This is a genomic window from Coleofasciculus sp. FACHB-542, from assembly GCF_014695825.1.
Classification (GTDB): domain Bacteria; phylum Cyanobacteriota; class Cyanobacteriia; order Cyanobacteriales; family FACHB-T130; genus FACHB-T130.
The window spans coordinates 98,141-124,923 of record NZ_JACJPB010000019.1 but is presented as its reverse complement, the minus strand read 5'-3'; the positions used below and the strand labels follow the sequence as shown (position 1 = coordinate 124,923).

General features: G+C 48.3%; 24 protein-coding genes. 15 read left to right on the top strand and 9 right to left on the bottom strand.

Annotated features, from left to right (window positions below; all coding sequences use genetic code 11):
• Positions 1–30 precede the first annotated feature (30 nt).
• The 4 genes from H6F52_RS05105 to H6F52_RS05090 all read left to right on the top strand — a co-directional run bounded on the left by H6F52_RS05105 (position 31) and on the right by H6F52_RS05090 (position 8,094).
• Positions 31–3,525, top strand: a complete 3,495-nt coding sequence (locus H6F52_RS05105) for an isopeptide-forming domain-containing fimbrial protein (protein WP_190532470.1) — start codon at positions 31–33, stop codon at positions 3,523–3,525.
• 72 nt (positions 3,526–3,597) lie between these two features.
• Positions 3,598–4,206 (top strand): pseudouridine synthase, encoded by a 609-nt coding sequence (locus H6F52_RS05100; protein ID WP_190532468.1) that lies wholly within the window; start codon positions 3,598–3,600, stop codon positions 4,204–4,206.
• A gap of 223 nt (positions 4,207–4,429) precedes the next feature.
• Complete coding sequence (locus H6F52_RS05095; protein ID WP_190532465.1) at positions 4,430–6,742, top strand: serine/threonine phosphatase; 2,313 nt, start codon at positions 4,430–4,432, stop codon at positions 6,740–6,742.
• Positions 6,743–6,819: 77 nt separating this feature from the next.
• On the top strand, positions 6,820–8,094 hold the full coding sequence (locus tag H6F52_RS05090) for an FHA domain-containing serine/threonine-protein kinase (protein ID WP_190440830.1): 1,275 nt from the start codon (positions 6,820–6,822) through the stop codon (positions 8,092–8,094).
• On the opposite strand, the gene H6F52_RS05085 is transcribed toward H6F52_RS05090, so the two are convergent.
• Complete coding sequence (locus H6F52_RS05085; protein WP_190415607.1) at positions 8,091–8,312, bottom strand: DUF4327 family protein; 222 nt, start codon at positions 8,310–8,312, stop codon at positions 8,091–8,093. The two genes, H6F52_RS05090 and H6F52_RS05085, sit on opposite strands and share 4 nt — an antisense overlap.
• Before the next feature lie 312 nt (positions 8,313–8,624).
• On the opposite strand from H6F52_RS05085, the gene H6F52_RS05080 reads away from it, so the two are divergent.
• On the top strand, positions 8,625–9,509 hold the full coding sequence (locus H6F52_RS05080) for a lipid kinase (protein ID WP_190532462.1): 885 nt from the start codon (positions 8,625–8,627) through the stop codon (positions 9,507–9,509).
• Between the two features lie 23 nt (positions 9,510–9,532).
• Here the strand turns inward: H6F52_RS05080 and H6F52_RS05075 are convergent, their stop codons facing one another.
• Both H6F52_RS05075 and cimA read right to left on the bottom strand, forming a co-directional pair.
• Entirely contained in the window at positions 9,533–10,273 is a 741-nt protein-coding gene (locus tag H6F52_RS05075) for a Uma2 family endonuclease (RefSeq protein ID WP_190532544.1), read from the bottom strand.
• A 123-nt stretch (positions 10,274–10,396) separates the two neighbouring features.
• Positions 10,397–12,058, bottom strand: a complete 1,662-nt coding sequence (gene cimA, locus H6F52_RS05070; protein WP_190532459.1) for a citramalate synthase — start codon at positions 12,056–12,058, stop codon at positions 10,397–10,399.
• A 106-nt stretch (positions 12,059–12,164) separates the two neighbouring features.
• On the opposite strand from cimA, the gene H6F52_RS05065 reads away from it, so the two are divergent.
• The 3 genes from H6F52_RS05065 to H6F52_RS05055 all read left to right on the top strand — a co-directional run bounded on the left by H6F52_RS05065 (position 12,165) and on the right by H6F52_RS05055 (position 13,919).
• The gene (locus H6F52_RS05065; protein WP_190532456.1) at positions 12,165–12,503 is read left to right on the top strand and encodes a 2Fe-2S iron-sulfur cluster-binding protein; all 339 of its coding nucleotides are present in this window, start codon (positions 12,165–12,167) and stop codon (positions 12,501–12,503) included.
• A 116-nt stretch (positions 12,504–12,619) separates the two neighbouring features.
• Complete coding sequence (locus H6F52_RS05060) at positions 12,620–13,147, top strand: hypothetical protein (RefSeq protein ID WP_190532541.1); 528 nt, start codon at positions 12,620–12,622, stop codon at positions 13,145–13,147.
• 4 nt (positions 13,148–13,151) lie between these two features.
• Entirely contained in the window at positions 13,152–13,919 is a 768-nt protein-coding gene (locus H6F52_RS05055) for an ATP-binding cassette domain-containing protein (RefSeq protein WP_190532453.1), read from the top strand.
• A gap of 92 nt (positions 13,920–14,011) precedes the next feature.
• On the opposite strand, the gene H6F52_RS05050 is transcribed toward H6F52_RS05055, so the two are convergent.
• Both H6F52_RS05050 and H6F52_RS05045 read right to left on the bottom strand, forming a co-directional pair.
• On the bottom strand, positions 14,012–14,410 hold the full coding sequence (locus H6F52_RS05050; RefSeq protein WP_190415598.1) for a biopolymer transporter ExbD: 399 nt from the start codon (positions 14,408–14,410) through the stop codon (positions 14,012–14,014).
• Positions 14,394–15,044 carry a MotA/TolQ/ExbB proton channel family protein gene (locus H6F52_RS05045; protein WP_190532450.1) on the bottom strand — a complete coding sequence of 217 codons (651 nt, stop codon included), beginning with the start codon at positions 15,042–15,044 and terminating at the stop codon, positions 14,394–14,396. The genes H6F52_RS05050 and H6F52_RS05045 overlap by 17 nt, the downstream gene beginning before the upstream one ends.
• A 312-nt stretch (positions 15,045–15,356) precedes the next feature.
• On the opposite strand from H6F52_RS05045, the gene H6F52_RS05040 reads away from it, so the two are divergent.
• The 5 genes from H6F52_RS05040 to H6F52_RS05020 all read left to right on the top strand — a co-directional run bounded on the left by H6F52_RS05040 (position 15,357) and on the right by H6F52_RS05020 (position 22,830).
• Entirely contained in the window at positions 15,357–17,471 is a 2,115-nt protein-coding gene (locus H6F52_RS05040) for an energy transducer TonB (protein WP_190532446.1), read from the top strand.
• Between the two features lie 76 nt (positions 17,472–17,547).
• The gene (locus H6F52_RS05035; protein WP_190415592.1) at positions 17,548–18,258 is read left to right on the top strand and encodes a tetratricopeptide repeat protein; all 711 of its coding nucleotides are present in this window, start codon (positions 17,548–17,550) and stop codon (positions 18,256–18,258) included.
• A gap of 98 nt (positions 18,259–18,356) precedes the next feature.
• Positions 18,357–18,557: a hypothetical protein gene (locus tag H6F52_RS05030; RefSeq protein WP_190532444.1), complete on the top strand. Its 201-nt coding sequence runs from the start codon at positions 18,357–18,359 to the stop codon at positions 18,555–18,557.
• A gap of 305 nt (positions 18,558–18,862) precedes the next feature.
• Entirely contained in the window at positions 18,863–21,403 is a 2,541-nt protein-coding gene (locus H6F52_RS05025; protein ID WP_190532441.1) for a TonB-dependent siderophore receptor, read from the top strand.
• A gap of 239 nt (positions 21,404–21,642) precedes the next feature.
• A complete protein-coding gene (locus H6F52_RS05020; protein ID WP_190532439.1) occupies positions 21,643–22,830 on the top strand; it encodes a PepSY-associated TM helix domain-containing protein in 1,188 nt (395 codons plus the stop codon).
• A gap of 43 nt (positions 22,831–22,873) precedes the next feature.
• On the opposite strand, the gene H6F52_RS05015 is transcribed toward H6F52_RS05020, so the two are convergent.
• Positions 22,874–23,659, bottom strand: a complete 786-nt coding sequence (locus H6F52_RS05015; RefSeq protein WP_190428949.1) for a winged helix-turn-helix domain-containing protein — start codon at positions 23,657–23,659, stop codon at positions 22,874–22,876.
• 569 nt (positions 23,660–24,228) lie between these two features.
• On the opposite strand from H6F52_RS05015, the gene H6F52_RS05010 reads away from it, so the two are divergent.
• Both H6F52_RS05010 and H6F52_RS05005 read left to right on the top strand, forming a co-directional pair.
• On the top strand, positions 24,229–24,501 hold the full coding sequence (locus H6F52_RS05010) for a hypothetical protein (protein WP_190532436.1): 273 nt from the start codon (positions 24,229–24,231) through the stop codon (positions 24,499–24,501).
• A 119-nt stretch (positions 24,502–24,620) separates the two neighbouring features.
• On the top strand, positions 24,621–24,869 hold the full coding sequence (locus H6F52_RS05005; protein WP_190415582.1) for a DUF6761 family protein: 249 nt from the start codon (positions 24,621–24,623) through the stop codon (positions 24,867–24,869).
• Between the two features lie 382 nt (positions 24,870–25,251).
• Here H6F52_RS05005 and grxD read toward each other — a convergent pair whose 3' ends face one another.
• From grxD to H6F52_RS04990, 3 genes are all read right to left on the bottom strand, one after another.
• On the bottom strand, positions 25,252–25,575 hold the full coding sequence (gene grxD, locus H6F52_RS05000) for a Grx4 family monothiol glutaredoxin (RefSeq protein WP_190415580.1): 324 nt from the start codon (positions 25,573–25,575) through the stop codon (positions 25,252–25,254).
• 69 nt (positions 25,576–25,644) lie between these two features.
• Positions 25,645–25,905, bottom strand: coding sequence for a BolA family transcriptional regulator (locus H6F52_RS04995; RefSeq protein WP_190415578.1), 261 nt, complete (start codon positions 25,903–25,905; stop codon positions 25,645–25,647).
• A gap of 37 nt (positions 25,906–25,942) precedes the next feature.
• Positions 25,943–26,581 (bottom strand): hypothetical protein, encoded by a 639-nt coding sequence (locus tag H6F52_RS04990; protein ID WP_190532432.1) that lies wholly within the window; start codon positions 26,579–26,581, stop codon positions 25,943–25,945.
• Positions 26,582–26,783: the final 202 nt, after the last annotated feature.

Genomic DNA, 26,783 nt, shown 5'->3' with positions numbered 1-26,783 from the left:
CCAAGTAATTTATTCGTAAAAACTATAATTATGCAGATGTTCTTCAAGCACTCTCAGGAAGCGCAAGGACGGAAAGTAGAGGATGAAGGAAACTTCTCTTCCTTATATAACCCGCTTTCATTTCTCTTCCCAAGCGTCACCTTAGTTGCAGCTTTAGTTTGTTGCTCTCCTTCTGCTCAAGCTCAAACAACTCTGCCATCTACACCAGGACTCAACTTTCAAACGAGTGGACCTTCTCGCCCTCCCGGTATTGGTGACTGGTACACCACAGCAACCAGCGCCAGCACCGACAGGGTTCACCGCTTTTTTATCAGCATTACCGAAGCCGATATAGCCGCCGCTGGTCCCGGAGGCATTGTCGTCCAAGTCAATGACGCAGAGAGTAATGGGGCATTAGATGAAGTAAGCGGTACACGTGACCCGACGCGCTTTGAGCTACTTAGGCCGACTGGGGCAGTCCTCGGCAGTCAAATAGTACCATCAGGCTCAGATAATGGAACAACCGTTACCTTTCCACCCATTACCACACCCGGTATCTACCAAGTCACGAGCGAGACGGGTGCAGGCTCAATCTCTGGCGGTGTCACCGTCACCACCAACCTCAATAACGATGATAATGGCTTTTCTATTGTTGTCCCCATTCCTGAAGTGCTGATTGGTCAGTTTCAGGGCACATTTCAGAAGGAGTTGGGCACGGGTGGCACCCCAAACCTTCCATTCTATTTTCTCGTTGGTCCTGGAACCAACAGCCTGTTTTTGCGTAACTTTGACTTAGATAAAGGTGGAACTATAACTTATACTCGCCCTAGTGGCGCATCTACGGAAGGTACTGAATCACAAGATGGTATTTGGAATGGTGTCGGCGGCGATTTGAACAACGGGGGCGATACGATCGGCTCATTGACCCCTATTGATGATGCTGGAAGATGGGGGCTAACGATCAACAATTTCACTGAGGGGAACCAGTCTCTCCTTGAAGCGAATAATGGCAATGGAAGTCGTCTGCCTCTATTCGATCAGCCTCCCCAAAAAGCCGGTAACTTCACAATTACGCAAGATACTACACTTTTAACCACAATTGGACAGACTGTTTGTCACCAGTTTACGGTTACAAATAACTTTTTTACCACTGATATTATTAACCTGACGCCTACAGGAACCGATCCGAATTACACGGTGGAATTGCGAGATGCTGCGGGTACGACTGTTCTTACAGATACCGATGGCGATGGGAATTTTGACACGGGAATTTTGCAACCAGGAGAAAGCAAAAGTTTTACTTTGTGTGTAACTCCTAATGCTGGGGCACCTCCCCAGGATGTTACCAGAATTAATGCGGTTTCTTTTATGGATCAAAAGGTACGACAACAGGCTGGTAATGAACCGCCGACTCCACAATTTGTTGATAAAACTACGACTATTCCCACCCCTCCTGCTGTTTCCGGTACAAAATCCGTTGCTCTGGTAACAGATGCAGATGGCACGGGTTCGGTGACACCAGGCGATCGCGTCCGCTACACAATTATCTATACAAACACGGGGTCTGGTGCTGCCAACGAGTTCCAGATTACAGACGCCTTACCTACTGGACTGACTCTAGCTGCAACACCCACCGTTACTGTCGCTGGAACGGGCAGCAGTGCTGCTATTAATACAGCTTATAACGGTACTGGCACCAATACTCTCCTAGCTGCCGGAGCCGTGTTAGCACCGAATGGCGCGATCGCCGTCACCGTAGATGCCACTGTTGGTAGTGGAGTCAGCGGCAACCTATTCAACCAAGCTACTGCTACTTCTACCACCCCTAGCTTCCCACCCGGAGGAGTCCCCACCGATGCTACTACTCCATCAGGCAGCATTAGCCAAACGCCCTACGGCGATACTGGCCCTGCCGACAAAACTGGATTGACCATTGGCTTAGTACCCGTCCCCGTCCCTACCGCCACCAAATCCGTCCGCTTTGTGACCGACAACGACGGTAGCACCACACTTACCATCGGTGATGACGTTCAGTACACGATCATTGTCAGCAATCCCACATCAAGTCCGATTAATAACTTAGTCATCAGTGACGTTATTCCCATACAGTTGCTGGTGCTGCGGAATACCGTTACCATAGACGGTGATTTTACCCTTGCCGCTAGTCTCCCTGGCAGTGACTTCAACGGTACGGGCACTCCTGTCCCTTTCACCCAACCAGGAACCCTAGCCGCTGGTGCCACCGTTACCCTCAAGTTTAACGCCCGTCTCAGACCAGGGGCGGCTAATCCAATTACTAACCAAGGGAGAGTGAACTTTGCCGGAGATAACGGCGATCCTGTACTCACAGATGCCAGTGACTCGACAAACCCCACGCAACCCGGTTCTGGCAATAATCCCGGCAATCCCGGTAATATTGGCTCTGGCGGCAATGTGAACCAACCTAATCAAAGCGGTGCTGACCCCAACATTCTTAACTTTGTCAATCCTGTCTCACCCAGCGGTGCCAAGTCTGTCCGTCTGTTTACCGACACCGATAACAGCGGCACTGTGACGACAGGTGATGTAATTGAATACACCATCACCTACATCAACACTGCTCCCAACAGCGTCAGCAACTTCTTGGCTACCGACAGCATCGACACTAGCAAGTTGAGTTTTGTCGCAGGCAGTTATAGCTTTACTTTTTCTGGAACTGGAACAACGATTACGGGGAACTCTAGCTATAACGGCACCACCGACACGAACCTTACCAATCCCACCACTAAAGGTCAACTGGGTGCAGGCGGTGGCAAGGTGACGATTAAGTTCCGTGCTACGGTGACGGCGACAACTGGCGTCCAGATTATCAACCAAGCCCGTGCCACATCGACAAGTGGCACAGTTAATAACTCGGTGACAGATGCGGTTACAGGGCCTAATGATTTGCCGCAGGAGTTGGATGATGAGATTAATCAGGGCAACCTGGGAGATACTGGGGATGATGACCCAACTGTGTTGACAGTAGCTGCTTCTGGAGTACCGCGTCTGCGTTTGGTGAAGCGAATTACCAATGCGACGAGAAATGGCGTTCCGATTAGCGGGATTAATTTTGGTAGCTTTGTCGCTGACCCAAATGACCCGAATGATGATGCTCCGGGCTTTTCTCAATTGTCGCCCGTGGGAGTAAGTAGGTTGGGGTCAGAAACGCTTTTGGCAAGCGGTAATGAGGTGGACTACACTATCTATTTCCTCTCTGATGGAACTGCTCCAGTCAATAATGTTAGATTCTGCGATGCGATTCCATCTGGGACAATGTTTATCGCCGATAGTTTTGGGTCAGGTAGCGGGATTTCAGCGAATCAAGCGGGAATAGTGACGGCTCAAACGAATGCTTCAGATACAGACGCTGGGACATTTTTCTCGCCGCTAGCTCCATTACCGGCGGGGAATGCTTGCTCTAACCAAACGAATCCTGACGGGGCAGTTATCCTAAATTTAGGTACTATTTCCAACAAGGCTGGTATTAATTTTGGCTTTATTCGTTTCCGGGTCAAAATCAACTAATAAGTTGTGGTAAGCGGTCATCGGTGATCGCAATGAAATATTACCAATTCCCAATTCTCAACCGCCTGATTTGTGTACCGATATCTAATTTTTTACAAGCCTTATGGCGTCTTAACTCAGTTTACGGATAACAGTCCAACTGAGGAGAAACGCAACACGCTGAAAGATTACATTCCCGTTCCCTCGGTTTACCCGGTGGGTCGTTTGGATTGGGATAGTGAAGGATTGTTGCTGTTGACGAATGATGGGCGAATGCAGCATCGGTTGAGCAATCCTCGATTTGGGCATCCCCGGACTTACTGGGTGCAGGTGGAACGCATTCCGGATGAAGAGGCGCTGAGACATTTGCGCGAAGGCTTAGTCATTCAAGATTACCGGACGCGAAAGGCATTGGTGCAGTTGTTACCCGATGAACCACAACTACCGCCTCGCGATCCACCGATTCGCTTTCGCAAGAATGTGCCGACAGCATGGGTGGAAATGACTTTGACGGAGGGACGGAACCGGCAAGTACGACGGATGACGGCGGCGGTAGGGTTTCCGACGCTGCGGCTGGTGCGAGTTGCGATCGCTCACTTGTCTCTTGTGGGTCTAGAACCCGGACAGTGGCGCGATCTAACTTCAATTGAGTTAGAACTATTAAAGAAGCTGTGTCAAACTGATGCTAGCCGCATTCAGTAGTGATGAGTTGCGATCGCTATCCACTGAGCGATCGCGTAATGTAGACGTAGCACGAATCATTGAGGGTGCAAGACGTGCGTATGGCATCCCCGTCTGCTAACGCTGACCTTAAGACTTCTACCCGTTGAAGTTGGAAGCTTCGATTGTGACGTGGCAAACTAGATCGCAGTTACTTTGTCTCCCTTAAGTTAAAACACCACACGGGAATCGAGGAAGTTCCGCCATGCTTGTCTGTCCCCAGTGTCAGTTTGAAAATCCAAATACCAACAAGTTTTGTCAAAAATGTGGAACTTCCCTAACCCACAAAGTTTGCCCTGAATGCACAACTCAAGTGCCATTTAATCTCGTAGAGTGTCCCAAATGTGGTGCCACGACGGGAACGGTGTGGTGGGCAATTCTCTCGAAAGATTTAAACTCGCAAGTCGCCGCAGCCGCCACTCCCATGCTTGGGCAGGAAGCGGCAACATCTGATTCTCGCGAAAATATGGAAGTTGCAGAGAGCGCCCCGACTGCTGAAACAACACCGCCGTCACCGGCTGCGGCTTCAGACGCAGCTACAATGCCAGCAGACCTTACAGTTGAAGTTGACCTGGACGGAGCAACTGTACCCTTGCCAAACGCTTCAGGGGCCGGGGAGTTGCAGGCAACCTCTTCACTAGAGGAAAACACTTTGTCAGCAAATTCTTCAGCTTCTACAATGTCACCCTCCGCATCTGTTTCATCAACAGATGCTCAGACTCCAATGGCGGAGAACGAATTAACCGCCTCAAGTTCGGCTGCGGACACTTCCACACAAACAACCCCTGAAAATAGCAGTAGCGGGGAGACTCAATTAACGCCACAGGTTGTATATTTAGACCCTCAACAGCGTTATCAATTGCTAGACTCCCTACCGACCAATTCGGACAGCGCTGAGGTGATGGTGAGAGTTTTGGATTGCCAGCCGTTCCAAAAAGCTCCGCTGACCGCCATTATGGAGCAGCTACAAGGTGCTGAAGCAGCGAATGCTGCAAGTAACTCAGAATCGATGTCTTCTGCGGCGGAATCGGTCAAAAACCGTAATTTTATTGACCAGACGCTGAATGTAAATTCTTTAGCCGCCAAAAGTATTCCCAATATTGCACAAGCATATTTGGATTTACAGAATAAGTTGTCCCCGACCCTGCCAGCGATTCACGATGCATGGCAGCAGGACAGAACTTCCGTTGTACTGCTAGAAGACCGTTCCCAGTGGCCTCTCCTTCATGACTTGGACAATGATGCTCAAATTCCGCTGTTGCAGATTTTGTACTGGCTAGATGAAATGACGAAATTGTGGGTAGCACTAGAACCCTGGCAAATGCGTCAGAGTCTGCTGGAGCTATCAAATCTGCGCGTAGATGAAGATCAGACACTGTGCCTGCAACGCTTGTATAAAGAGCCAGCCAACGCAACCCTGTCACTCGAAAATTTGGGGCAAGTGTGGCAAAAATTATTTGAACTATCAGGGCGATCGCAATTAGATTCTCTGGATCAACTTTTGGTTAACCTACAAAGCGGTAAGATTCAAACCCCCTTAGAGCTGAGAGCGCAGCTACAAGCGATCGCTCAAGAACAAGAAGATTCTCAAACCTCAAAAACTCGGATTCAGCCGCCCCTCACCTCAGAAGATCGCGTTCCTGACACCAGCGAGGGCGATGATATGCCTACCATCATCCTACCGATGCAGTTGCTCAGTCTCGACGATGCGGGTACCACGGATATCGGGCGGCAACGCGAACACAATGAAGACAACTTCGGCATCAACACAGAAGTTAAAAAGCAGGAAACTCCACTAGGTCGAACCGTCCAAGCGCGGGGGCTGTATATTCTCTGCGATGGAATGGGAGGACACGCTGGGGGCGAAGTAGCAAGTGTGATGGCGGTGGACACTGTCAGGCGCTATTTCCAAGACAATTGGCAAAACCGTTTACCAACAGAAGACCGCATTCGAGAGGCAGTGCTTTTAGCCAATAAAGCGATTTTTGATATTAACCAACAGCAAGAACGCTCTGGCTCTGGACGAATGGGGACGACCCTTGTCATGGTTTTGATTGAGGATACGAAGGTAGCGATCGCTCATGTTGGGGATAGCCGCCTGTATCGTCTCAGCCGCAAACGCGGTTTAGAACAAATTACAATCGACCACGAAGTGGGTCAACGGGAAATCCAGCGCGGGGTAGACCCTGCCATCGCCTACGATCGACCTGATGCTTACCAGCTGACCCAAGCTTTGGGACCGCGAGACGAGAATTTTGTCCGTCCTGATGTCCAATTTTTGGAACTCAATGAAGATACTTTATTGCTTCTGTGTTCCGATGGTTTATCAGACAACGACCTCATAGAAACTCACTGGCAAACTCACCTTTTGCCTCTCTTAAGTTCTAGAGCCAACCTAGATCAGGGTCTTTTGCAACTCATTGACCTCGCCAATCAGCACAACGGTCACGATAACATCACAGCGGTGGTTATCCGAGCGAAAGTGCGACCAAACCTGGATCAACATCAGATGTTTTAAAAGTTTTGAATTTTGAGTTTTGAGTTTTGAATTCAAACTTAAAACTCAAAACTTAAAACCAATAACTCAAAACTATTATGGTTACGCTGACCCTTCTCGATCCCTCGTCTACCTCTCCGCAGCAGTGGAACTTCCAAAGAGCATCCACGATTCGGATTGGTCGCGCCCCTGATAATGACGTAGTTCTGAATGATGGCATGGTTTCCAGGCACCATCTAGAACTTCGGAGATTAGGCAACTCATCTAGTAGCAACGGAGGCACCCCATCCGTCCAATGGTTGTTGGTTAATCAAGGCACGAACGGCACCTTTGTCAATGGCATCCTGATTTCTCAGGGGATGGTATCAGATGATTCCCTCATTCAGCTGGCGCGAGGAGGCCCGGTACTGAAATTTCAACTCAGCAGCAAAGAAGAGCCAGCAACTCTCTCTCAGAAGTCCGGAGAAAGGGCACGCAGTAGTTCAATCCCACAGCCAGCAGTCAGTTCTGAAGCAGCTTGTTCTCACGCCGGAAATCCGCCGGGGAATTTGTTCTGCATCCACTGCGGGCAACCTCTAGTCAAGATACATCGCCACATCCGTCAGTATCAGGTGTTGCGGACGCTAGGACAAGGAGGAATGGGCACCACTTATCTTGCCTGGGACCCTGAACGTTTGCGCGGGGAGGCTCTCGTGGTGTTAAAGGAAATGAATGCCGATATGGCACAAAATTCTAAAGCCAGAGAACTCTTTGAACGAGAGGCTCGTACCCTCAAGACGCTGCATCATTCAGGGATTCCGCAGTATTATGACTTTTTTGTAGAGGCTGGCAAGAAATACCTGGCAATGGAGCTGATCCAAGGCGAGGATTTAGAAAAGCGCATCTATCTAAAGGGACCAGTACATCTCAAACAGGCGATTGAGTGGATGATTCAAGCCTGCGACATCTTGGGCTATATCCACAGTCAAGATCCGCCCCTCATTCACCGGGACATTAAACCGGCAAATTTGATGGTGCGCTTTCGAGACAATCAGGTGGTTGTATTGGATTTTGGGGCAGTCAAAGAAATTGGCACGCCACCAGGCACACGCATTGGTGCCCCAGATTATAGCGCCCCAGAACAAGATCGGGGTCAGCCAGTGACACAATCAGATTTATATGCAATCGGGCCGACCCTAATTTTTCTATTAGGTGGTGAAAGCCCCCAAAAGTTTTATAAACGAAAGGGGATGGGTTACAGATTCAATGTCGAAGGGATGCCGACAATTACACCCCAACTGCGGATAGTGATAGAGAAAGTGACAGAACCCCGACCGAGCGATCGCTATCAATCAGCATGGGAACTTTCCCAAGCTTTAACCGCCTGCCTTTAATCCTCGTCTTCCCAAGCTTCAACCGCCAGCAGTTCGCTGACTGGATCTTGCATGGTAAATCCAAATTCCAACAGTTCTTTTTTCCAGTAAGACCACTCATCTCCATAGAGGAGAGCGATTTTCCAGAGTTTATCTGTGGGCTTGATAATATTCGATGTTACAAGTGAATGCATTTGACGCTGCATTTTCACCATTGGGTGAATTACTTGCTGAGTCATAGGGTCTAGAAATCAGTTTTGTAAATACTACGAAGTAAAAAAGCTTCCCGCTTCTGAGATTTAATGCGTAGAATTCTATGCGCTAGGGAAGCAATCCTTTATCCTTGTAGCGTATATTAGGGTATTCTGGCAAGTGTTTTGACAAGTTTTGTACGGAAATTACTACCGTCGCATCCCCTAAGAGCGATTGGAAGCTCCTTTGCAACACAACTAGACAGTATCGCAGGCTGCAATCGGAAGCATATACTTGAGGCTGGGAGGATTGGGGTAATTTCTTTCTACCAATGACCGATTTCCCTCAAAACAATGCAAATGAGTCAGCGGGCACTGCTGTTAGTGAATCCGAATGCTCGACGAGGTCAAGACGCCAGACGGCAAGCAGTTGAACAATTGCAACAACTGGGTTTTGAACTAGTAGAGGAAAAGAGTGAAAATCCCAAGCAGTTTTCTGAACTTATTCGGAAACACTGCCAACAGGTTGATTTGGTCATCATTGGGGGTGGAGATGGCAGTGTCAATGCAGCAGTCGAAGGATTGCTAGATACTGACTTACCTTTGGCAATTTTGCCTTTAGGCACCGCCAATAATCTGGCAAGAACCCTAAATATTCCCCAGTCGCTGCCAGAAGCTTGTCAAATCATTGCCAATGGTCAAATTCAACGGATTGACTTGGGCTGGGTGAACGGACAGTATTTTTTCAATATTGCCAGTCTGGGACTGAGTGCAGAAGTAAACCGCAGAGTCTCCAAAAGATTGAAGCGGCATTGGGGCGTTTTTGCTTATATTGCTACAGCAGTGCAAGTTATTTCGACTGTGCGACCGTTTTGGGTTGATATCCACTGGGAAGGTCAGTCTATCGAAGTAAAAACTTTGCAGATTACGGTGGGGAATGGTCGCTATTACGGCAGTGGCTTAGTGATTGCGGATGATGCCACGATTGACGATCAAAGGCTGGATCTGCAAAGTTGGGAAATTAAGCATTGGTGGGAACCGCTGCCGTTGGTATTTGCTGCTTTGCGGGGGAAATCTGCGATAGGTAGGGGGGTGCGTACCATCCAGGGTAAAGACATTGAGTTATATACTCGAAAACCTTATCCAATTAATACCGATGGGGAAAGAACAACGGAGACGCCAGCCCGATTTCGGGTGATTCCGCAAGTTCTATCGGTTTTTGTGCCGTCATCTAGCGAAAGGTAGATAAATAGGATAAGAGCGATCGCTTACTCTGGATCGATACCGAGCGATCGCAGTCGTTCAGCCAATCGTTCGGCGCGTTGTCGTTCTTGTTCTAGTTGGGATTGAGCCTGTTGAGCCTGCGCTTGAGCTTGCTGAGCTTGCACTTGAGCCTGTTGAGCGGCTTCTACTGCCTGTTGAGCGGCTTCTTCTGGGGTCGGTACGCAATCGCCTTCTGGAGTAAAGTAGCGTAGCTGTCCCTGTTCTACGCCCAGATACAAGCCTAGCTCCTCACTCCAACGCCAGCTCTTTTCATTTGGGGCAATTTCCTGATATTGATTTCCCATCAATCGAAAACCTTGAAATTCCAGCGTATCTGGGGAAAACCAGAAATACTCCGGCGTGCGGAAGCGGTCTTGATACAAGTCTTTCTTCAAACTGCGGTCTGTCGTGGCGGTAGAAGTTGATAGCAACTCGATAATCAAATTGGGATACTTGCCATCTTCTTCCCACACCACCCAAGCATTGCGAGGAGATTTTTGGGTCTGTTTGACCAAGAAGAAATCGGGACCCCGAAAATCCCGATTTCTCAGTTGTTGCCGACTAAAATAAATCGTGAGATTGGCACCGATAAAAAAATCCTCTCTTTCGCGCCACAGCCATTCCAGACAAGTGACAAGCAACAGCAGTTGCATATAGTGCAAAGAACTTTCCATTTCTGGCTCATCGCTATACAGTTGGCTAGCGTCGGGCATCATCGCATCTAGTTGCTGGGCAGTTAAAGTCATCTTCTCTCCCTCGCACTGGTTTAGCTTTATTGTGGCGGATGAGAATGCGATCGCGCCTGAGGATTTTCTCATCACGCGATCGCCATCAAAACCTATGGAGAAAGACGTAACCGACTCTGGTTTCTACAATTGTGTCGTTGCAACTTCTGTCGTCCGACTTGCTGAAGATTGCAACAGCAAACCGTACTCAATTCCCTCGACGACTGCCTGATAAGAAGCTTCCAGAATATTGCTAGAAACCCCTACAGTTGCCCAGCGCTGATGACCATTGCTAGATTCCACGAGAACACGAGTTTTGGCTGAAGTCCCCGCGCCACTGTCGAGAATCCGCACTTTGTAGTCGGTCAAGTGAAATACAGCAATTTCTGGATAGAAATTGACTAAAGCTTTGCGTAATGCAGCATCCAACGCCGAAACGGGACCATTTGCTTCCGCAGCTTCCAAAATATCTTTGCCATTGACAGCGACTTTCACCGTGGCAAGGGCGTTTGCATTCCTGACGATATCGCAGTGGACTTGAAAGCCTTTGAGTTCAAACATTTGCTGTCGCTGCCCCAATGCCTCGCGCATCAGCAAATCGAAACTTGCTTCTGCTGCTTCAAACTGATAGCCTTCATTCTCCAGTTCCTTGAGGCGGCGTAAAAGTTGGCGACAGGCGGGATCTTGCTTATCTAAGTCAATACCAAAGCTGCGAGCCTTTGCCAAAATATTACTTAATCCAGCTTGGTCGGAAATCACAATTCGACGCTCGTTGCCGACTTGTTCTGGCTGAATATGTTCGTAAGTCAACGGGTTGCGCTCAACCGCTGAAACGTGGATGCCGCCTTTGTGAGCAAACGCAGAACGACCCACAAAGGGTGCGTGTTCATCGGGAGCAAGATTGACGACTTCGCTGATTGAACGACTGGCAGCTGTCAGATGTAGCAGTTGTTCGTCTTGAATACAGTCATATCCCAGTTTGAGTTGCAAATTGGGAATCACAGAGCAAAGGTTAGCATTCCCGCAGCGTTCGCCGTAGCCGTTGATTGTGCCTTGCACCATTCTGGCTCCTTCCATGACGGCTGCTAAAGCATTCGCTACCGCTGTATCAGAATCATTGTGCGTGTGAATGCCGAGAAGCGGTAAGTTTTGAGTTTTGAACTCACTGTTGGCTTCTGACTGCTGAGCGCTGATTCCAATTACACTGGCGACATCCCGGACAATTTGGCTAATTTCGTGAGGAAGCGTGCCGCCATTGGTATCGCAGAAAACGAGCCATTCTGCACCGGCTGCGATCGCGGTTTCTAAGGTCTTAAGCGCATAATCCCGATTGTGTTTATAGCCATCAAACCAGTGTTCCGCATCGTAAATCACCCGCCGCCCCTGACTGCGGAGATATTCAATCGTATCTCCAATCATCGCCAGATTTTCTTCTAAGCTGGTCTTCAGACCCTCTATAACCTGTAAATCCCAGGATTTGCCAAAAATCGTTACCCAGCGGGTTCCCGCCGCGAGAATCGGCTGCAACATCGGATCTTCTGCCGCAGTTGTATTTGGACGGCGAGTAGAGCAAAAAGCGACAACTTCCGCTGAGGAAAGCGGTTCTTCTTTCAATTGCCAAAAAAATTGTACATCTTTGGGATTCGCCCCAGGCCAACCGCCTTCAATAAACGGAACACCCAACTTATCTAGCTTTCGGGCAATTCGCAACTTGTCTTCGAGTGATAACGATAGCCCTTCGCGTTGGGCACCGTCGCGTAACGTCGTGTCGTAAATCCAAATTCGGTTTGTTTGATCTGAGTGCATGGGAAGTTGTCGCCGAGGGAGAAAATTTAACAGCTAATTTTGTAAAGAACTGTAAAAATAAAGTGAAGATAAATCGTCACTCAAGAGGCTCGTTGAATCCATCATTATGCCAAAGGTAACAGCTCAAGGAAAAACGTTTGAGTGCAGTACGGGTGCTAACCTGCGTAAAGTGCTACTGGAAAATGGCATCGACCTCTACAATGGCAAGGCAAAAATCATTAACTGCCAGGGAATTGGCACCTGTGGCACCTGTGCAGTGGCAGTAGAAGGAAACGTTTCCGAAGCCAACTGGAAAGATAAAACCAGGCGATCGCTTCCTCCTCATTCTCCCACGACAAACCGTCGCTTAGCTTGTCAAACCCAGGTTTTAGGAGATGTCAAAGTAACCAAATTTGATGGATTTTGGGGACAAGGCACTCAAACGGTTTGGACGCCGCAAAAATAAAACAATTTCAGTTTTAAATTTTAGATTTTGGGTTATAAAGCGTGTCACAAAATCTTGATTTACAGTCGGAATCAGCCCAGTCGGAATCAGCGCAACCCAGTCATTTCGTTTTTCGCATTTCCCCTCTGATTCGTATTACGTTGATAGCGCTTTACCTGGCACTAACGATTCCGCTACCGTTTTTGTCACAGGCATCTGCGTCCCCCGTACCGCCTTGGTTGCTATGGCTGGGAATTGCCTTGGGGTTAGTACCCTTATATGGTGTCCTCAGCGAACGAGTGATTGTGGATGATGAAAAAATCCAGGTAACTTATCCTCGCTGGGTTCCCGTTTTCTTCCGCAGAGGTTGGTCGTTACCGTGGGCAGAAGTCAAGGATTTAAAACTTCGCTCCACGGGGCAAGGTGGAATCGTTTATTACTTTATTAGCAAGTCAGAACAAAAAGCTTATTTGCTACCGATGCGTGTCGTTGGCTTTGCTCGGTTAGTTAAACTGGTGGAAGACAAGACAGGAATTGATACAACTGATGTTCGTCCTTTGTCTCAGCCTTGGATGTATCTGATTTTGTTAGTGTTCTCGCTGCTGCTTTTTGTTGCAGATGGGTGGACAATTTGGATGGCGACTACACAAGGACAATTGACATAATTTTTTGAACTACGAAGACACGAAAGCACAAAAAGATTTGCTGCGGCTGGAACGGGTGAGCCTAGCCGCGCCAGTCGGTTCGCAGTATTTATTGAAGGAGATTTCGTTTGAGGTCTTTCCGGGCGATCGCTTGTGTTTAATTGGCCCTTCTGGTGCCGGGAAAACCTCGCTATTGCGGCTATTAAACCGGCTATTAGAACCCACTGCTGGCACAATTTACCTAGAAAATCAAGATTACCGAAAGCTTCCGGTTATCCCGTTGCGTCGGCAGGTAATGTTGGTTTCTCAAGAACCAAAACTTTTGGGAATGACGGTTAGAGATGCCTTAGCTTATCCTCTGGTTTTGCAAGGAGTCACAAAACAGGTAATTCAGCAACAATTGCTCAAATGGATCGAGCAATTGCACCTTCCAGAAGATTGGTTAGGGCGGACGGAAGTGCAACTGTCGCAAGGACAGCGGCAATTGGTTGGAATTGTTCGCGCCTTGATGATTGAACCTAAAATTTTATTATTTGATGAGCCAACGTCTGCCCTAGATGCGGGTCGTGCTGCTTACGTCCTGCAAGTATTGACACAACTGTGCAACGAGGGAAAAACGACAGTGGTGATGGTCAATCACCAGTTAGATTTAGCCCAAATGTTTTGCAATCGGGTTTTGTATTTGCAGGATGGGCAGTTGCTTGAGGATGTCTCAGCAGCACAGATAGACTGGACTAATTTACGCGATCGCTTCATCCAAGCGGAAGCCCAAGCCGCCCAAGATTGGGGTTAAAAAGAGTTGTCATGAGTGATGAGTCATTAGTTAGTAACAACAAACTAATGACTATCGACTGATAACGAATAATCTTTTACCCAATGGACGGATTATTTTTTCGTAGCGATCGCTAATTTCGCTCCTTTTACCTTACGCAATTGATCCATCACCGCCACGACTTGACCGTGATTGACTCCTTCATCAGCATTTAGCACGACAAGGGTTTCTTGCTCAGATGGAATTAGCGATCGCACTCCGGTTTCCAATTCCTCTAAATCAATTGGTTGGCGGTTGAGAGCGATTTCTCCCTCTTCGTCAATTGACACCGTTACGGGTGTCGATTTTTGAGCTTGTCCGGTCGCTGCTTTTGGCAAATTTACCGATAGCCCTTCTGAACGGGTCAAAAACAGTGTGGACATGATGAAAAAGGTCAAAATGGCGAAGATCACATCGATCATCGGCACGATGTTGATCTGTACTGGGATATCCGGCTCATCGGGTAGTCGCATAGGAAGGCTCTCCTTTCTCATAACGGCGACGGTATAACAGTTCTAACTGCCCGCCGTACTCTTGAATGTGCGCTGACTGCCTCTGATAGAACCCTCGAAAGGCATTTGAAAACACGAGGGCAAAAATCGCCACAATTAACCCGGTAGCAGTGGAAACTAACGCTTCGCTAATCCCTGCTGTAACACCGACCGTCTGGCTACCTCCGACGCTCCCTAGCGTCAGCGAGGCAAAGGAGTTAATCAATCCTAAAACCGTTCCCAGCAACCCCAGCAGAGGGGACAGGGCGATGATCGTTTCAAACACCACATTGAATCGCTTCAATCCCGGTAACTCTGCTTGCGCTTCACTTTCTAGCGCTAATCGAAATTCTTCTGGATTGGGTTGTTCCAGTTCCAATGCTGCCAAAAAGATTCGCGCAATCGGCAAGTCAGCATTCTGCTTGAGCCGATGCACAGCAGCTTCGGGATCGTGCTGATAAAGCTTCATCACGTCTCGGACAACCCGACCTTGCCGTCGGTTAATACCATACCAAAATCTTGAACGCTCTATTACTAGGGCGATCGCTAATATAGAAAATGCTAGGAGTGGCCACATGACCACGCCGCCCGCCGCAAAAAGATTACTAATTCCCATCTAAGTTTCTCTAGGGCACTCAACAAGGCTTAGCCTACCAGCTTACTTGAGTCTTAAAGCTGATAGAAGTTCTCAAGAGAAATTAAACCTAATGAGAATCTATGTCAAGCAGTTCTCCACAACTTGGGGAATAATGATTTTTATTAAGTAATTTTAACGGAACTGTTGAAAAGGTTGAGAAGCCTATCAAGGAAAGGTTTGGAGAGGGTTTGGCTAAGGTGATAACAGCCCATTTTCCTGGTTCTCCCTCTTGACATTTACTTCAGTGCATCTTACCTTGACCAAACAAGTGCAAATAACTTGCAATAATATATGGGCTTGTCAACTGTTGCTGTTCAGCAGCGAGAAAAAGAAGAAGAGGCTCTGAGGTCTTTTATTGCCTATAGCCTCATCGGTTCCCTAGCGCTCCATATCGGAGTATTGGCGATGAGCAATCGTTGGGTGAAAACATCTGACATTATTGCAGAAGAGCCAATGGAAGTTGTGGTTCTCGATCCTGAGAGCCTTGAAGCTTTGGAACCAGAGGAAGATACACCAAAAGAAGATCAACAAGAGCAGACGCCATCGGCAGCAAGTTCAGTTGCAGCCGGAGGTTCTCGCATACTTACGGGTTCTAGGCAGGAATCGGAAGAAGGTTCAGTTGCAGCAGAGAGTTCGAGTCAAAGCAGTACACCCGATACCAGTACAGCTACGCCAGCATCTCAACCTCGCACGGAACCAAAAGCGATCGCTCCCTCTCCACTAGTAGCGTCGCAACCCGCGCCTACACGCCCTGAAGTGGTACCGCAGCCAGTGCGACAGCCGCTTGCAGTAAATTTACCTCCGTTCAGACCCGCTCAAACGCCCAAACGAGTCGAGCAACGAGTCGCTCCCGATCAAGTGGCAAGCGTGCCGCCCAAAGCAGTAGAAAAGACGTCTTTGGAACGCACTGAGGAACCCAATCGAGCAAGTAACTCGAAGCCAATTCGCCAACCTAGCTCGGTTGCCGTTGCGCCGTCTCCACAGAGTGACAAGCCAGCAGCTCCAACACAGGCGAGTCCTTCTTTCCAGCAACAAACGTCTGAAAGATTTAGAGATTTAGTTAGAGGAATTACCGGCTCCAGACAAACTCAAGAAAGTGCAGGAAATAGCGCTAGCCAAACTGATAAAAGCAGTGCCATCGGCGGCTCTACTGTGGCTGCCGGAACGGGAAGTCTGCTAGGAAGTGGTTCTGGTACAGGTAGTAGCCCTGAAGGCTCAGGACAAGGAAGCGGTAGGGGCACTGGTACAGGTAGTAGCACTGAAGGCTCAGGACAAGGAAACAGTAGGGGCACTGGTACGGGTAGTAGCTCTAGTACAGGTTCAGGACAAGGAAGCGGTAGGGGCGCTAGTACGGGTAGTGGCACTGGCACCAGCAAAGAACCGGGAAGCGGAAGGGAGGTAGCGATAGTTCCGGAAAATTTCAAACCGAGGACCGAGCCAAGAACCGAGCCAAGAACTGAGCCAAGAGACAGGGATGAAGAACGTCCTTCGAGAAGATCGGGAGCGAGCCGAATCGGTTGCGTTAAATGTGACAAGCCCGACTATCCAAGCAATGCGAGACGGCAAGGCGTCGAAGGCGCATCCAAGGTCAGTGTTGATGTTGACGACAAAGGGAATGTCACCAATGTTCGGCTGTCGCGTTCCAGCGGTAACAGCGAACTTGATGAAGCTGCTGTGAGAGCGGCAAGAAATTGGAAGTTCAGTTCTTCCTCTGGTAGACGACAGGGGGTTGTGGCTTCAGTTGATTTTCAGCTAGAAGGATCGGAGCGATCGCGTCGTTCTCGCGAACGTCGTCGCACAGAATCGGCATCTTCCAGCCGTAGCTCGGAGTCATCGACTCCCCGGCGGCGGCGGCGTTTGGAAACAGCATCTTCTTCCACGAGTGCTTCGGAAACACGCCGGATTAGTCGGCGGCGGCGTTTGGAAACAGCATCTTCTTCCACAAGTGCGTCGGAAACGCCGCGTCGTTCTCGGCGGAGGCGTCTGGAAACAGCATCTTCTTCCACAAGTGCCTCGGAAACACGTCGGATTAGTCGGCGGCGGCGTTTAGAAACAGCATCTTCTTCCACAAGTGCCTCGGAAACACGCCGGATTAGTCGGCGACGGCGTCTGGAAACAGCATCTTCTTCCAGGAGTGCCTCAGAAACGCCGCGTCGTTCTCGGCGGCGGGTCGAATCTGCGGCTGCCAGTCCGTCCCAGCAAGCCCCACGGGCACGGCGGCGGCGGGTGGAATCTGCCTCTAGTTCGACCTCTAGACCGTCACGGCAAGCCCCACGGGCGCGGCGGCAGCGGCGTCTGGAAGCCGGTTCAGCAAGTCAGGCACAACAAGCTCCACGGGCGCGGCGGCGGAGAGCTGCACCTTCCTCAGCCGGATCATCGGGTTCAGCTACTACGAACAATGAATAATTGCCTCTCAACCAGAGTGGGTATAGACTCTTGAACTGATTGTTGAATACCTAATCACTCGTCACTAAGTAGATTTATGAACATCAAGACAGCGATCGCAATTCTAGGAGTTGTTATCGGAGTGGGTGGAGTGAACCCTGTAGTTCGTGCCCAAACTAAACCATCCCCCACTCCTACCAGTCCTCAAATTAAACCATCCCCCGCTCCTACTAGTCCCCAAATTAAACCGTCTGCTCCTACCAGTCCTCAAATTAAACCGCCTGCGTCTACCAGTCCTCAAATTAAACCACCTGCTCCCAGCAGTCCCCGCCTCCAAGGGAATCCTGAGGCGCTGCTCCAACAGGGTTTGGACAAACTTGATGCAGGAGACTACAAGGCAGCCGTCGATCTGTTGTCGAAGGTGCTAGAAGTAAATCCCAATGATACAGAAGCTTACTATAACCGAGCCGTGGCTCTGGTTGAGCTAGAGGACTACGAGAAAGCGATCGCTGACTACAGCAAAGTGCTGCAACTCGATCCCAAGGATGATGAAGCTTATTTGAATCGAGGACTAGCTCGGACTGAGTTAGAAGACGACGCCGGAGCGATCGCTGATTACAGCGAAGTTATCAAACTAAAGCCCGATCAAGCAGAAGCTTACTATCAGCGAGGAATCGCTTATGCTCAGCTAGAGGAAGATAATAAAGCGATTGAAGACCTTCAGAAAGCCTCTGAACTCTTTGCTACGCAAGGCAAGCCAGATGAGTCCAAAGAAGCACTGGCGCTGATCAAAAAACTTCAGCCATAGCCTGAATCGAGAGGCTGAGCGACGCTCAGCCTCTCAGCGTTTTTTTGAATTTGATGTGATAGATTTTTGACCCGCGCCGCCGCTTCAGGAGTCACTAAGTGTGTTCGGGTTTTTTCGCTGATTTTTTAGACACTCTAGTTTCGCGTGTAGAGTTGGCGCGTGTAGAGTCGGTGCGTGTAGAGATTGGCTGCGATCGCCCTCGTGATTTTTCTAAGACTCAATATTTTGTAGCCATCGGATCGATTAACAAGGCGAAAAGCAATCGTTCTCCACTCTATACCAGCCTGCTGGTGGATTAAATTCGCCTTTCTTGAATAACTTTCTTAATTAGAGAAAACACTTTTATGAGGTTTTGTCAATTATTCGCTTGCTTAACTTCTTTAACCAATGTTTAAAGAAGTTAAGCTTGAGCCAATTACTGAAGAACAAATGCCCAAAACTAGCCATTTGTCAATCTTTCTCGTAGGCGATGCCTCTAAATTTTTTCACTTGACTTTTGCACAGGCGTCGTTTTATCTTAACCACACTAATGATAATTACTTGCAATAAAAATCAGGCTTGTTAACCAAGACCTGGGTGCATAAATTAGGTGTGTGGAAACGGAATGAAACTACAGCAATTACTTCCTGGCTTGTTGCTCGCAGGCTCAGTTGTCATGGCAGTGGCTCAGCCAGTACGGGCTGATGTCGTAGTAACAGGTGTGCAACTCAACTCAACACCCGACGGCTTGCAAGTGATTTTGCAGACGACAAATGGAGCAGCGCCCCAAGTGGTCACATCCAGCTATGACCAAACCCTGCTCATTGACCTGCTTAACGCCCAGCTAAGCCTTCCAGAAGGGGATACGTTTACTCAGGACAACCCAGCTTTCGGCATAACTTCTTTAACCGTAAACCGCTTGTATGGCAACAGTGTTCGGGTAACGATCAAAGGCGTCGCAGAACTGCCAGTCGCAGAAGTCGTGCCGAGTCCGCAAGGAGTGGTACTCAGCTTAACAACCGCCTCCGAAACAGCAGAGGCTTCCCCTCCTAGCCAAACGCCAGAGACGGCTGACTTTGAGCCTTCTGAGTCGCCCCAGACCCCTTCAGAGGCTGAACCTGGTGACGAAACCCAACCAGATGCAGATGCTTCAGTTGAAGAGCCAGAAGAAATTGAAATAGTAGTGACGGGTCAGCAAGAAGGCGGATATAGAGTCATCGACGCCACAACCGCCACGCGAACCGATACACCCTTGCGCGACGTTCCTCAGTCGATTCAGGTTGTCCCTCGACAGGTGATTGAGGATCAACAAGTCGTAAGAATCACAGAAGCCGCACGCAACGTCAGTGGCGTTGTGAGAAGCGAGGGTTATGGAGGCGCTACTGATAACTACACCATCCGGGGATTTGCCATCTCCAGTAACCTGAGAAATGGTTTCAGCGATGGCGGTTTTTACTCATTAACGGATGTCGCCAACATCGAACGAGTCGAAGTTCTCAAAGGGCCAGCTTCGGTGCTTTATGGTCAGATTGAACCGGGTGGTGTCGTGAATTACATCACCAAGCAACCGCTGAGCGAACCTTATTATGCCGCTTCATTTACGGCTGGAAGTTACGACTTCTATCGCCCATCGATAGATATTTCTGGCCCCCTCGATCCTGACAAAAATGTATTGTATCGATTGAATGTTGCCTATGAGAATTCAGGTAGTTTTAGAGATTTCGTAGACAGCGAGCTTTTCGTGGTTGCACCTGTCTTAAGCTTCAAGATTACCGATAAAACCACCTTAACCCTGGAGTATGAGTACCTAGATCTCGATCGAACTTTCGACCGAGCCTTTCCACCGCTAACTGCGATGTTTGATCTTCCCATTAGTCGTTATTTAGGAGAACCCAACGACAGTTACAACCATAGAAGCCATAAAGCTAGTTATGTTCTGGATCACCGTTTTAGCGAAAATTGGCGGCTCCGGAATGCTTTTTCAGCTCAAATCGTTGATACAGAGCGTAAAAATGTCCAAGCACGTACCTTCCAATTAGAGGGAGATGGACGCACCTTACGGCGAAGATATAATGACTCTGATGAAAACAGAGAAGATTATTCTCTGCAAACAGACTTGGTAGGCAAATTTAATACTGGCTCGATTAATCATCAACTTCTCATTGGGCTTGAGTTAAGTAAAATTAGAAATGGCTACACATTACGCAGAGCAAATTTCCCTTCAATTGATATTTACAATCCAGTTTACGGGTTTCCTCGTCCAAACAGTTTCGGTGACGCCTTTGGCAGAGAAGAAAACACTAATACGTTAGGTATCTATGTACAAGACCAGATAACATTGTTGCCAAATCTGAAATTACTGATTGGCGGTCGATTTGATTCGGTCGATCTTGACATCGAAGATGTTTCAGACGCTTTGAATGGAAGCGAAGCTGAAAAATCCAGCCGTTACTTTGAAGCCTTTTCACCCCGTGTTGGAATTGTTTATCAGCCTATAGAACCGATTTCACTCTATGCCAGTTACAGCCGCTCTTTTCGACCAAATATTTTTGCTTTTACGTCGAACGGACAGCTAATAGAGCCTGAAAGAGGTACCCAATACGAAGCCGGAATTAAAGGCGAATTTTTAGATGGCAGATTGTCCACGACGCTGGCAGCTTACCAGATAACGAAAACAAACGTTGCCACGGCAGATCCCAATGATAGTGATTTCTCAATTGCAGCGGGAGAAGTTAAGAGCCGAGGCATTGAATTGGACGTGAGGGGAGAAATTACACCCGGTTGGAATGTTATTGCATCTTATGCCCATATGGATGCTTTTGTTAGCAAAGATGAGAGCCTTCCTGAAGGGGACGAATTGGTTAACGCGCCAAATAATAGCGCTAGCTTGTGGATGACTTATGAATTCCAAAGAGGTGCTTTGCAAGGGTTAGGTTTTGGAGCTGGAGTATATTTCGTGGGTGCGCGGGAAGCGGAGCTTCCAAATACCATCGAAATCCCTTCGTATTTGAGAACTGATGCCGCTATCTTCTATCGGCGGAACAATTACCGCGCTGCTCTGAATATCAAGAATCTCTTTGATATCAAATATTACGATTCTCAAGGCTTCTTAGTTTACCCCGGAGCGCCTTTAACTTTGTTGGGGACATTTGGGGTGGAATTTTGATGTTTTAGGCTCTGGCTAAGCGGTTAATCTGGTATCCTCAACGCCATTCTGGTTAAAGCTCAATACTTTTCGATGAGTAAGTTTCATCGCTCAGAGATCCTCCCAACCCCCTTTTTTGAGGGGGACTATGTTTCTCTATTTGTTCAGCTCTATTTGAGAGGAACTAGCCTTACTGAAAAGTATTAGATTAAACCCGCCCTGAGGAAGCCAGAAGACAAAATTCAAAGGAAGTCTTGCTGATGAAATTACGCAAACTTGCATTGATACTGCACCGCTATGTGGGTGTAATATTCGGTCTTCTGATACTTGTAATCGGATTGACGGGAAGCGCTTTAGTCTTTCACGAAGAGATCGATCGCGCTCTCAATTCCCATTTACATCAGGTTGTCCCGCAAGGCGAACTTGCTTCCGAGAGCCTGCGCGATCGCATATCCCCAGATTCAGCTTTACAGATCGTCCGCTCAGCCTATCCAGACTTGACACTGTCTTATATCGATCTGCCGCGAAAGCCAGACTCGGTGTACACGGTGGGGATGGAATCAAAGAAGGATGAGTTTATCTACGCTTATGTCAACCCCTACACTGGAGCGATCCTCGGCACACAACAGTGGGGACGCACGTTGATGACTTTCGTGTATGACATCCACTTCTCTCTCCTCGCTGGCAAGGTTGGCGAGAAAGTCGTTGGGATTTGTGGCTTGTTGCTGTTGCTGCTGAGCGTCTCTGGGATGATTTTATGGTCTGGTTGGAGAAGGCTCCTTTCCGGCTTCCAGATCAGGTGGCAAGCTCCCTGGCAGCTGGTCAACTATGACCTCCATAAGGTCGGGGGTATCGTGTCTGCTGTGTTTCTGCTCCTGATTGCTTCCACAGGAGCCGCAATGATTTTTCACGCGGAAACCGAACCAGCAATCTACTGGCTGACACAGACGCCACAACCTACTCCCTTAACGTCTACACCTCAAGTGGGCAAGTCACCTTTGACACTGGCAGAAATTTTGCCCAAAGCTGATGCGGCGTTGCCAGAAGGCAAAACCACCTTCATTTCTCTTGCTAGTAAACCGGATGGAATCGTCAGGGTCACGAAGAAATTGCCCCAGGAAATCCGCCCAGATGGTCGTAGCCGTGTCTATCTCGACCAGTACAGTGGGAAGGTCTTGCGGGTGGAAAATGCGCTGACGGTACCTCTAGGAACCCGGATTATGAATGAGCTGTTTACTTTGCACATTGGGATTTATGGTGGGCTGGGAATGCGGATTTTGTATGTGTTCGCTGGCTTGACCCCCACCGTTCTATTTATCACTGGCTTTGTGATGTGGCGACAGCGCCAGTGGGCGATCGCTCGTCGTCAAGAAGCGATCCGTCAGAGTCAGGGAATCCCAGAACCTCGCCCGAAAATCTACCCGACAACTGAAGTGCCTTGGATTTGAGGCGGGTGGCAAAGTTTATCTTATCTATCTTAAAAATTGATACTTAGCGGTGGCGGTTCTGTCCGCCTAGCATGGCAGGGGTAGCATGAGCAGGGAGCGGTTTGGAATCGTTCTCAATTATTGAGGCAACGGGTTCCGCTCCCTTAAGAATCTCTGGATTGAACCGATAGCCCACGTTGCGGACAGTTTGAATCATGCTGGGTTGTCGAGGATCGGTTTCAATTTTCTTGCGTAGGGAGAGGACGTGAGTATCAATAGTGCGTGGATTATCGATAGCGTCAGGCCAAGCGCGGCGCAGCAGTTCGGAACGGCTCAGCGCCACTCCTCCAGCCTGTGCCAGAACGTAAAGCAGGCTGAACTCTTGGGGCGTCAGGTCAATGAATTCTTCTTTGAAGCGGACGCGGCGCTGCACTAAGTCTATTTTTAGGTCGCCATAATCTAGGGATATCGGTGCGGCTGTGACGCGAACGCGGCGAACTAGCGCCTCAACCCGCGCCATAAATTCTTGCATCCCAAATGGCTTGGTCAAATAATCGTCGGCTCCCGCTTTTAACCCAGCGACAATATCGGCTTCCATACTGCGGGCGGACAGCATCAAGATGAGTACCTGTCCCTGTTGATGAAGCCATCGGCAAAATTCAATTCCATCGCCATCTGGCAGGTCGGAATCAAGGATTACGAGTGCAGGTTGGCGAGTATAAAACGTTTCTCTACCTTGATGAACGCCAGCGGATTGACACACCCAGTAGCTTGCTTGCTGTAAGTGCCAGCCCAGTAGCGATCGCAGGTGCGGATTCCCCTCGATGATCTGAATGCAAATCGATCCCACGGTGGCATGCTTCCCTTCAAGCTGGTGAGATTTAGCTTAACAAAGCTTATGTCAGGATTCTGTAACCAGGGCTACGAGGGGTCTAGGCTATACAATTAAAAATTAAAAGTGAGAAATTAAAAAAATTCTATTGAAACTCAAACTTTTGTTTTATATTTTTAATACTTTAAAAGAAATATTACAGATTTAGAGCGAGTCTGAAGTCAAAGCTGCCATTTCACCAAGCAGTCAGTAAAATGAAAGTTAACGAAGGGTAACGTTTAGTCAAGTTTACTGAACAATGCCATGCCAAAAGCTTCCGATGACCAAATTAGTATACCTAGCTAAAGCAAGCAGGATGTCTTTCCTACTAGAAACCCACTGAGCGAGGCACAAGGCATGAGACAAATCGCGTTTTGGATATACCAGGCATGGGACAACAGGCAAATCTATCCTGGTAATCGGAAATGTGGTTAAAAAAACGGAATTTTATTGACAAAAGCTTAAAATTCTGCTTATTACAGAGACAGTCTTTGTCAACCGGCGGTTTAAACCAGCTAACGACTAAATTCAAGTGCTTGCTAGAAAAGATGGCACAAATCGCTCGACAGGGGCATGACGTTGGGGATCAAGTTTTCTACGATGAAACTAAAGTGAGAGCGATCGCGCAACTCGCTGCTCTCGGCGGGATGAGTTTTGGTGTTATTCCCTTAATTTTCAAGGAACACAACCAAGCGTTCTTTCATCACCAAACTGGGGTGCATTCGTTTTCGGTTTCCGCACCGCAACTCCAAACCGCTGTAGTTCTGGTTAAGACACTAGCCTTAACTGAAGCAAACCCGAAGTACGCTTGCGTTTTCTAGCGCCTAGCGCCTAGCGCCCTTAATGAGTTGCCAGAATCAAAGCTAACCGCTTAGAGCGAAAGTTTCCTTCTTGCGACTTCACCCCTTATACTTCTAATTCAAACCTGATACTTCCGACCATGCTACAGGACTCTCAAACCATCCGCTACTACCAAAGACTCACCGACGCCCTCGTCGAAATGTGGAATCGGGGTTATCGTTTCGATGATTTGCGGCTGTTTTTAGATGGCTATCTCGCAGCTATGCGTCATTCTAACGTTCTGGAACCCTTTCTCATCCACCGCTTAGAAGAAGAAGTTACCCGTTACATTTACGATCCATCCAACTTTGACATGACCCAGACTCAACCTAAATCGGACTATTATTAGTTCGGGTTAGCTGCTTTGGTCAAGCTGAGGCTATCAGCATCAGCCTTGTCATCGTTGCCTGTGGATAATGTGGTTAAATTGCCCACAGGGATCGGGTTTGGGTAGACAACAGCGATCTTCCGGGTGCTGTTTATCTTTGAAGTTCAGCAGCTTCGGAATTTTTATACAGCCGATAAGGAAAAATTTGAAAAAAGAGCGTTCCCCCTTAGTATCGTTTACGTCCTAGTCCAGTCAATAATTTTATTTAGGATGATTTAGGCTGCACAGCTTTTGAATGAGCTTTTAAATTTAGTCGCAAGTTATCCTAAACCCAGTAAAAATTCCCTCCTAGATTCTTAATTTGAAGAACCAGGAGGGAATTTTCAGTTCGTATCCCAAAGCTTTAGGAAGCTAAGGCAACTTCAACCATTTCCTGCAATTCGCCCTTTTGATACAGTTCAATCAGAATGTCTGAGCCGCCAACAAACTGACCATCAACGTAAACTTGGGGAATGGTAGGCCAATTAGAATATTCCTTAATTCCCTGCCGGATTTCCCAGTCGTCCAAAATATCAATCGTGTGGTAGGGTACGCCCAAAGTATTCAGAATTTGTACCACATTGTTAGAAAAACCACACTGGGGCATCAGCTTATTGCCCTTCATAAAGACCACAATCTTATGCTCTTTGAGCAAGCTGTCAATCCGCTCTTTTAGTTCTGGCGTCATAGTTCTGCTTGGAATGCCTCTATTTTCTAGTGTAATGCCAGTGCGCGAGAACGCAATTTTTATTCAGGTTCAACCTCGCTTGGTAGCAGCCTCCCAATCTTGGGGAGTATAGGTTTTCAGTGCTAGAGCATGAATCGCTTCTGTAGCCATCGCTTGCTGCACAGCACCGTAAACCAGTTGGTGCTGTTGTACAAGCCTTTTGCCTTCAAACTGCGACGAAACCACTGTCACTTGGTAATGGTCGCCACCGCCAGTCAGATCCTGAACTTGAATCTGGGCATCTGGCATTTTGGCTTTGATCATCGCCTCTACCTGATCTGGGCTAACCATTTAAACTCCCGTATCACTTCAAGTTGCTAATTCTAATCTACCGTTTAGGTGCAGAGGAAGATGAATTGGAGCGATCGCTCGAAGAACTAGCAGGCGCAGAATCAGGAGCATCGATAAACCCGATTTCCAGCAGCTGCTGATAAGCTTTCTTGCCGAGATCGCGTGTCGGCTGCTGGCTGCGAACAATCTGTATTAACAAAGGTACTGCCAAATCTGGCTGATTTTGCGCGCGATGTACCAGCGCTAGCTGATAAGTTGCCCGATCTCGAAGTTGAGCAGCTTCTACAGCCTTGCGGCGCTGGCTCTCGTAAACTCGATTATCAATTCCCGAAAAACTAGAACCCAGTTGTTGGTAGAAATTGGACAACTGGTTGAAAACCTGACGAGCCTCTTGGAGCTTCTTGGCGGCTAGAGTATAGTTCTGCGAAGATACGGCACTATCTGCCTCACTCAGCAAACGGTTCCCTCCTGCCATACTCAATAAGCCACTGTCCGGATCGATCGGGCGCAGATTGTTGGGATCGGTTAAGTCTGGTTGTGTTTGACTGGTGTCTTCTGGTAAAGCAGGCATTTGGTTCTGAGCCTGCACGGGTTGTAGCAGAGCCAAAGACACTGTCAAAGGTAGGCCAGCAAGGCAGGTAAAACCGAGGCGTCGAGCAGTTCCAGAAGATACCATAAAATAACCCTATTGGGGGGCTGAAAACAGAACGATGACAAACTTTGGGTATCTTAACATTGTCGGACTCACCAAGTTTAAGACCAGCCGTTGATAAATTCCCAAAGTCATGCCCTGTTTAGATTGACAAAACTATAAAAAAGTTTCCGAATATTCTTTAATAATAGAAAAAATAAGGGTGGAAATTTTACGCGCAAAAGCT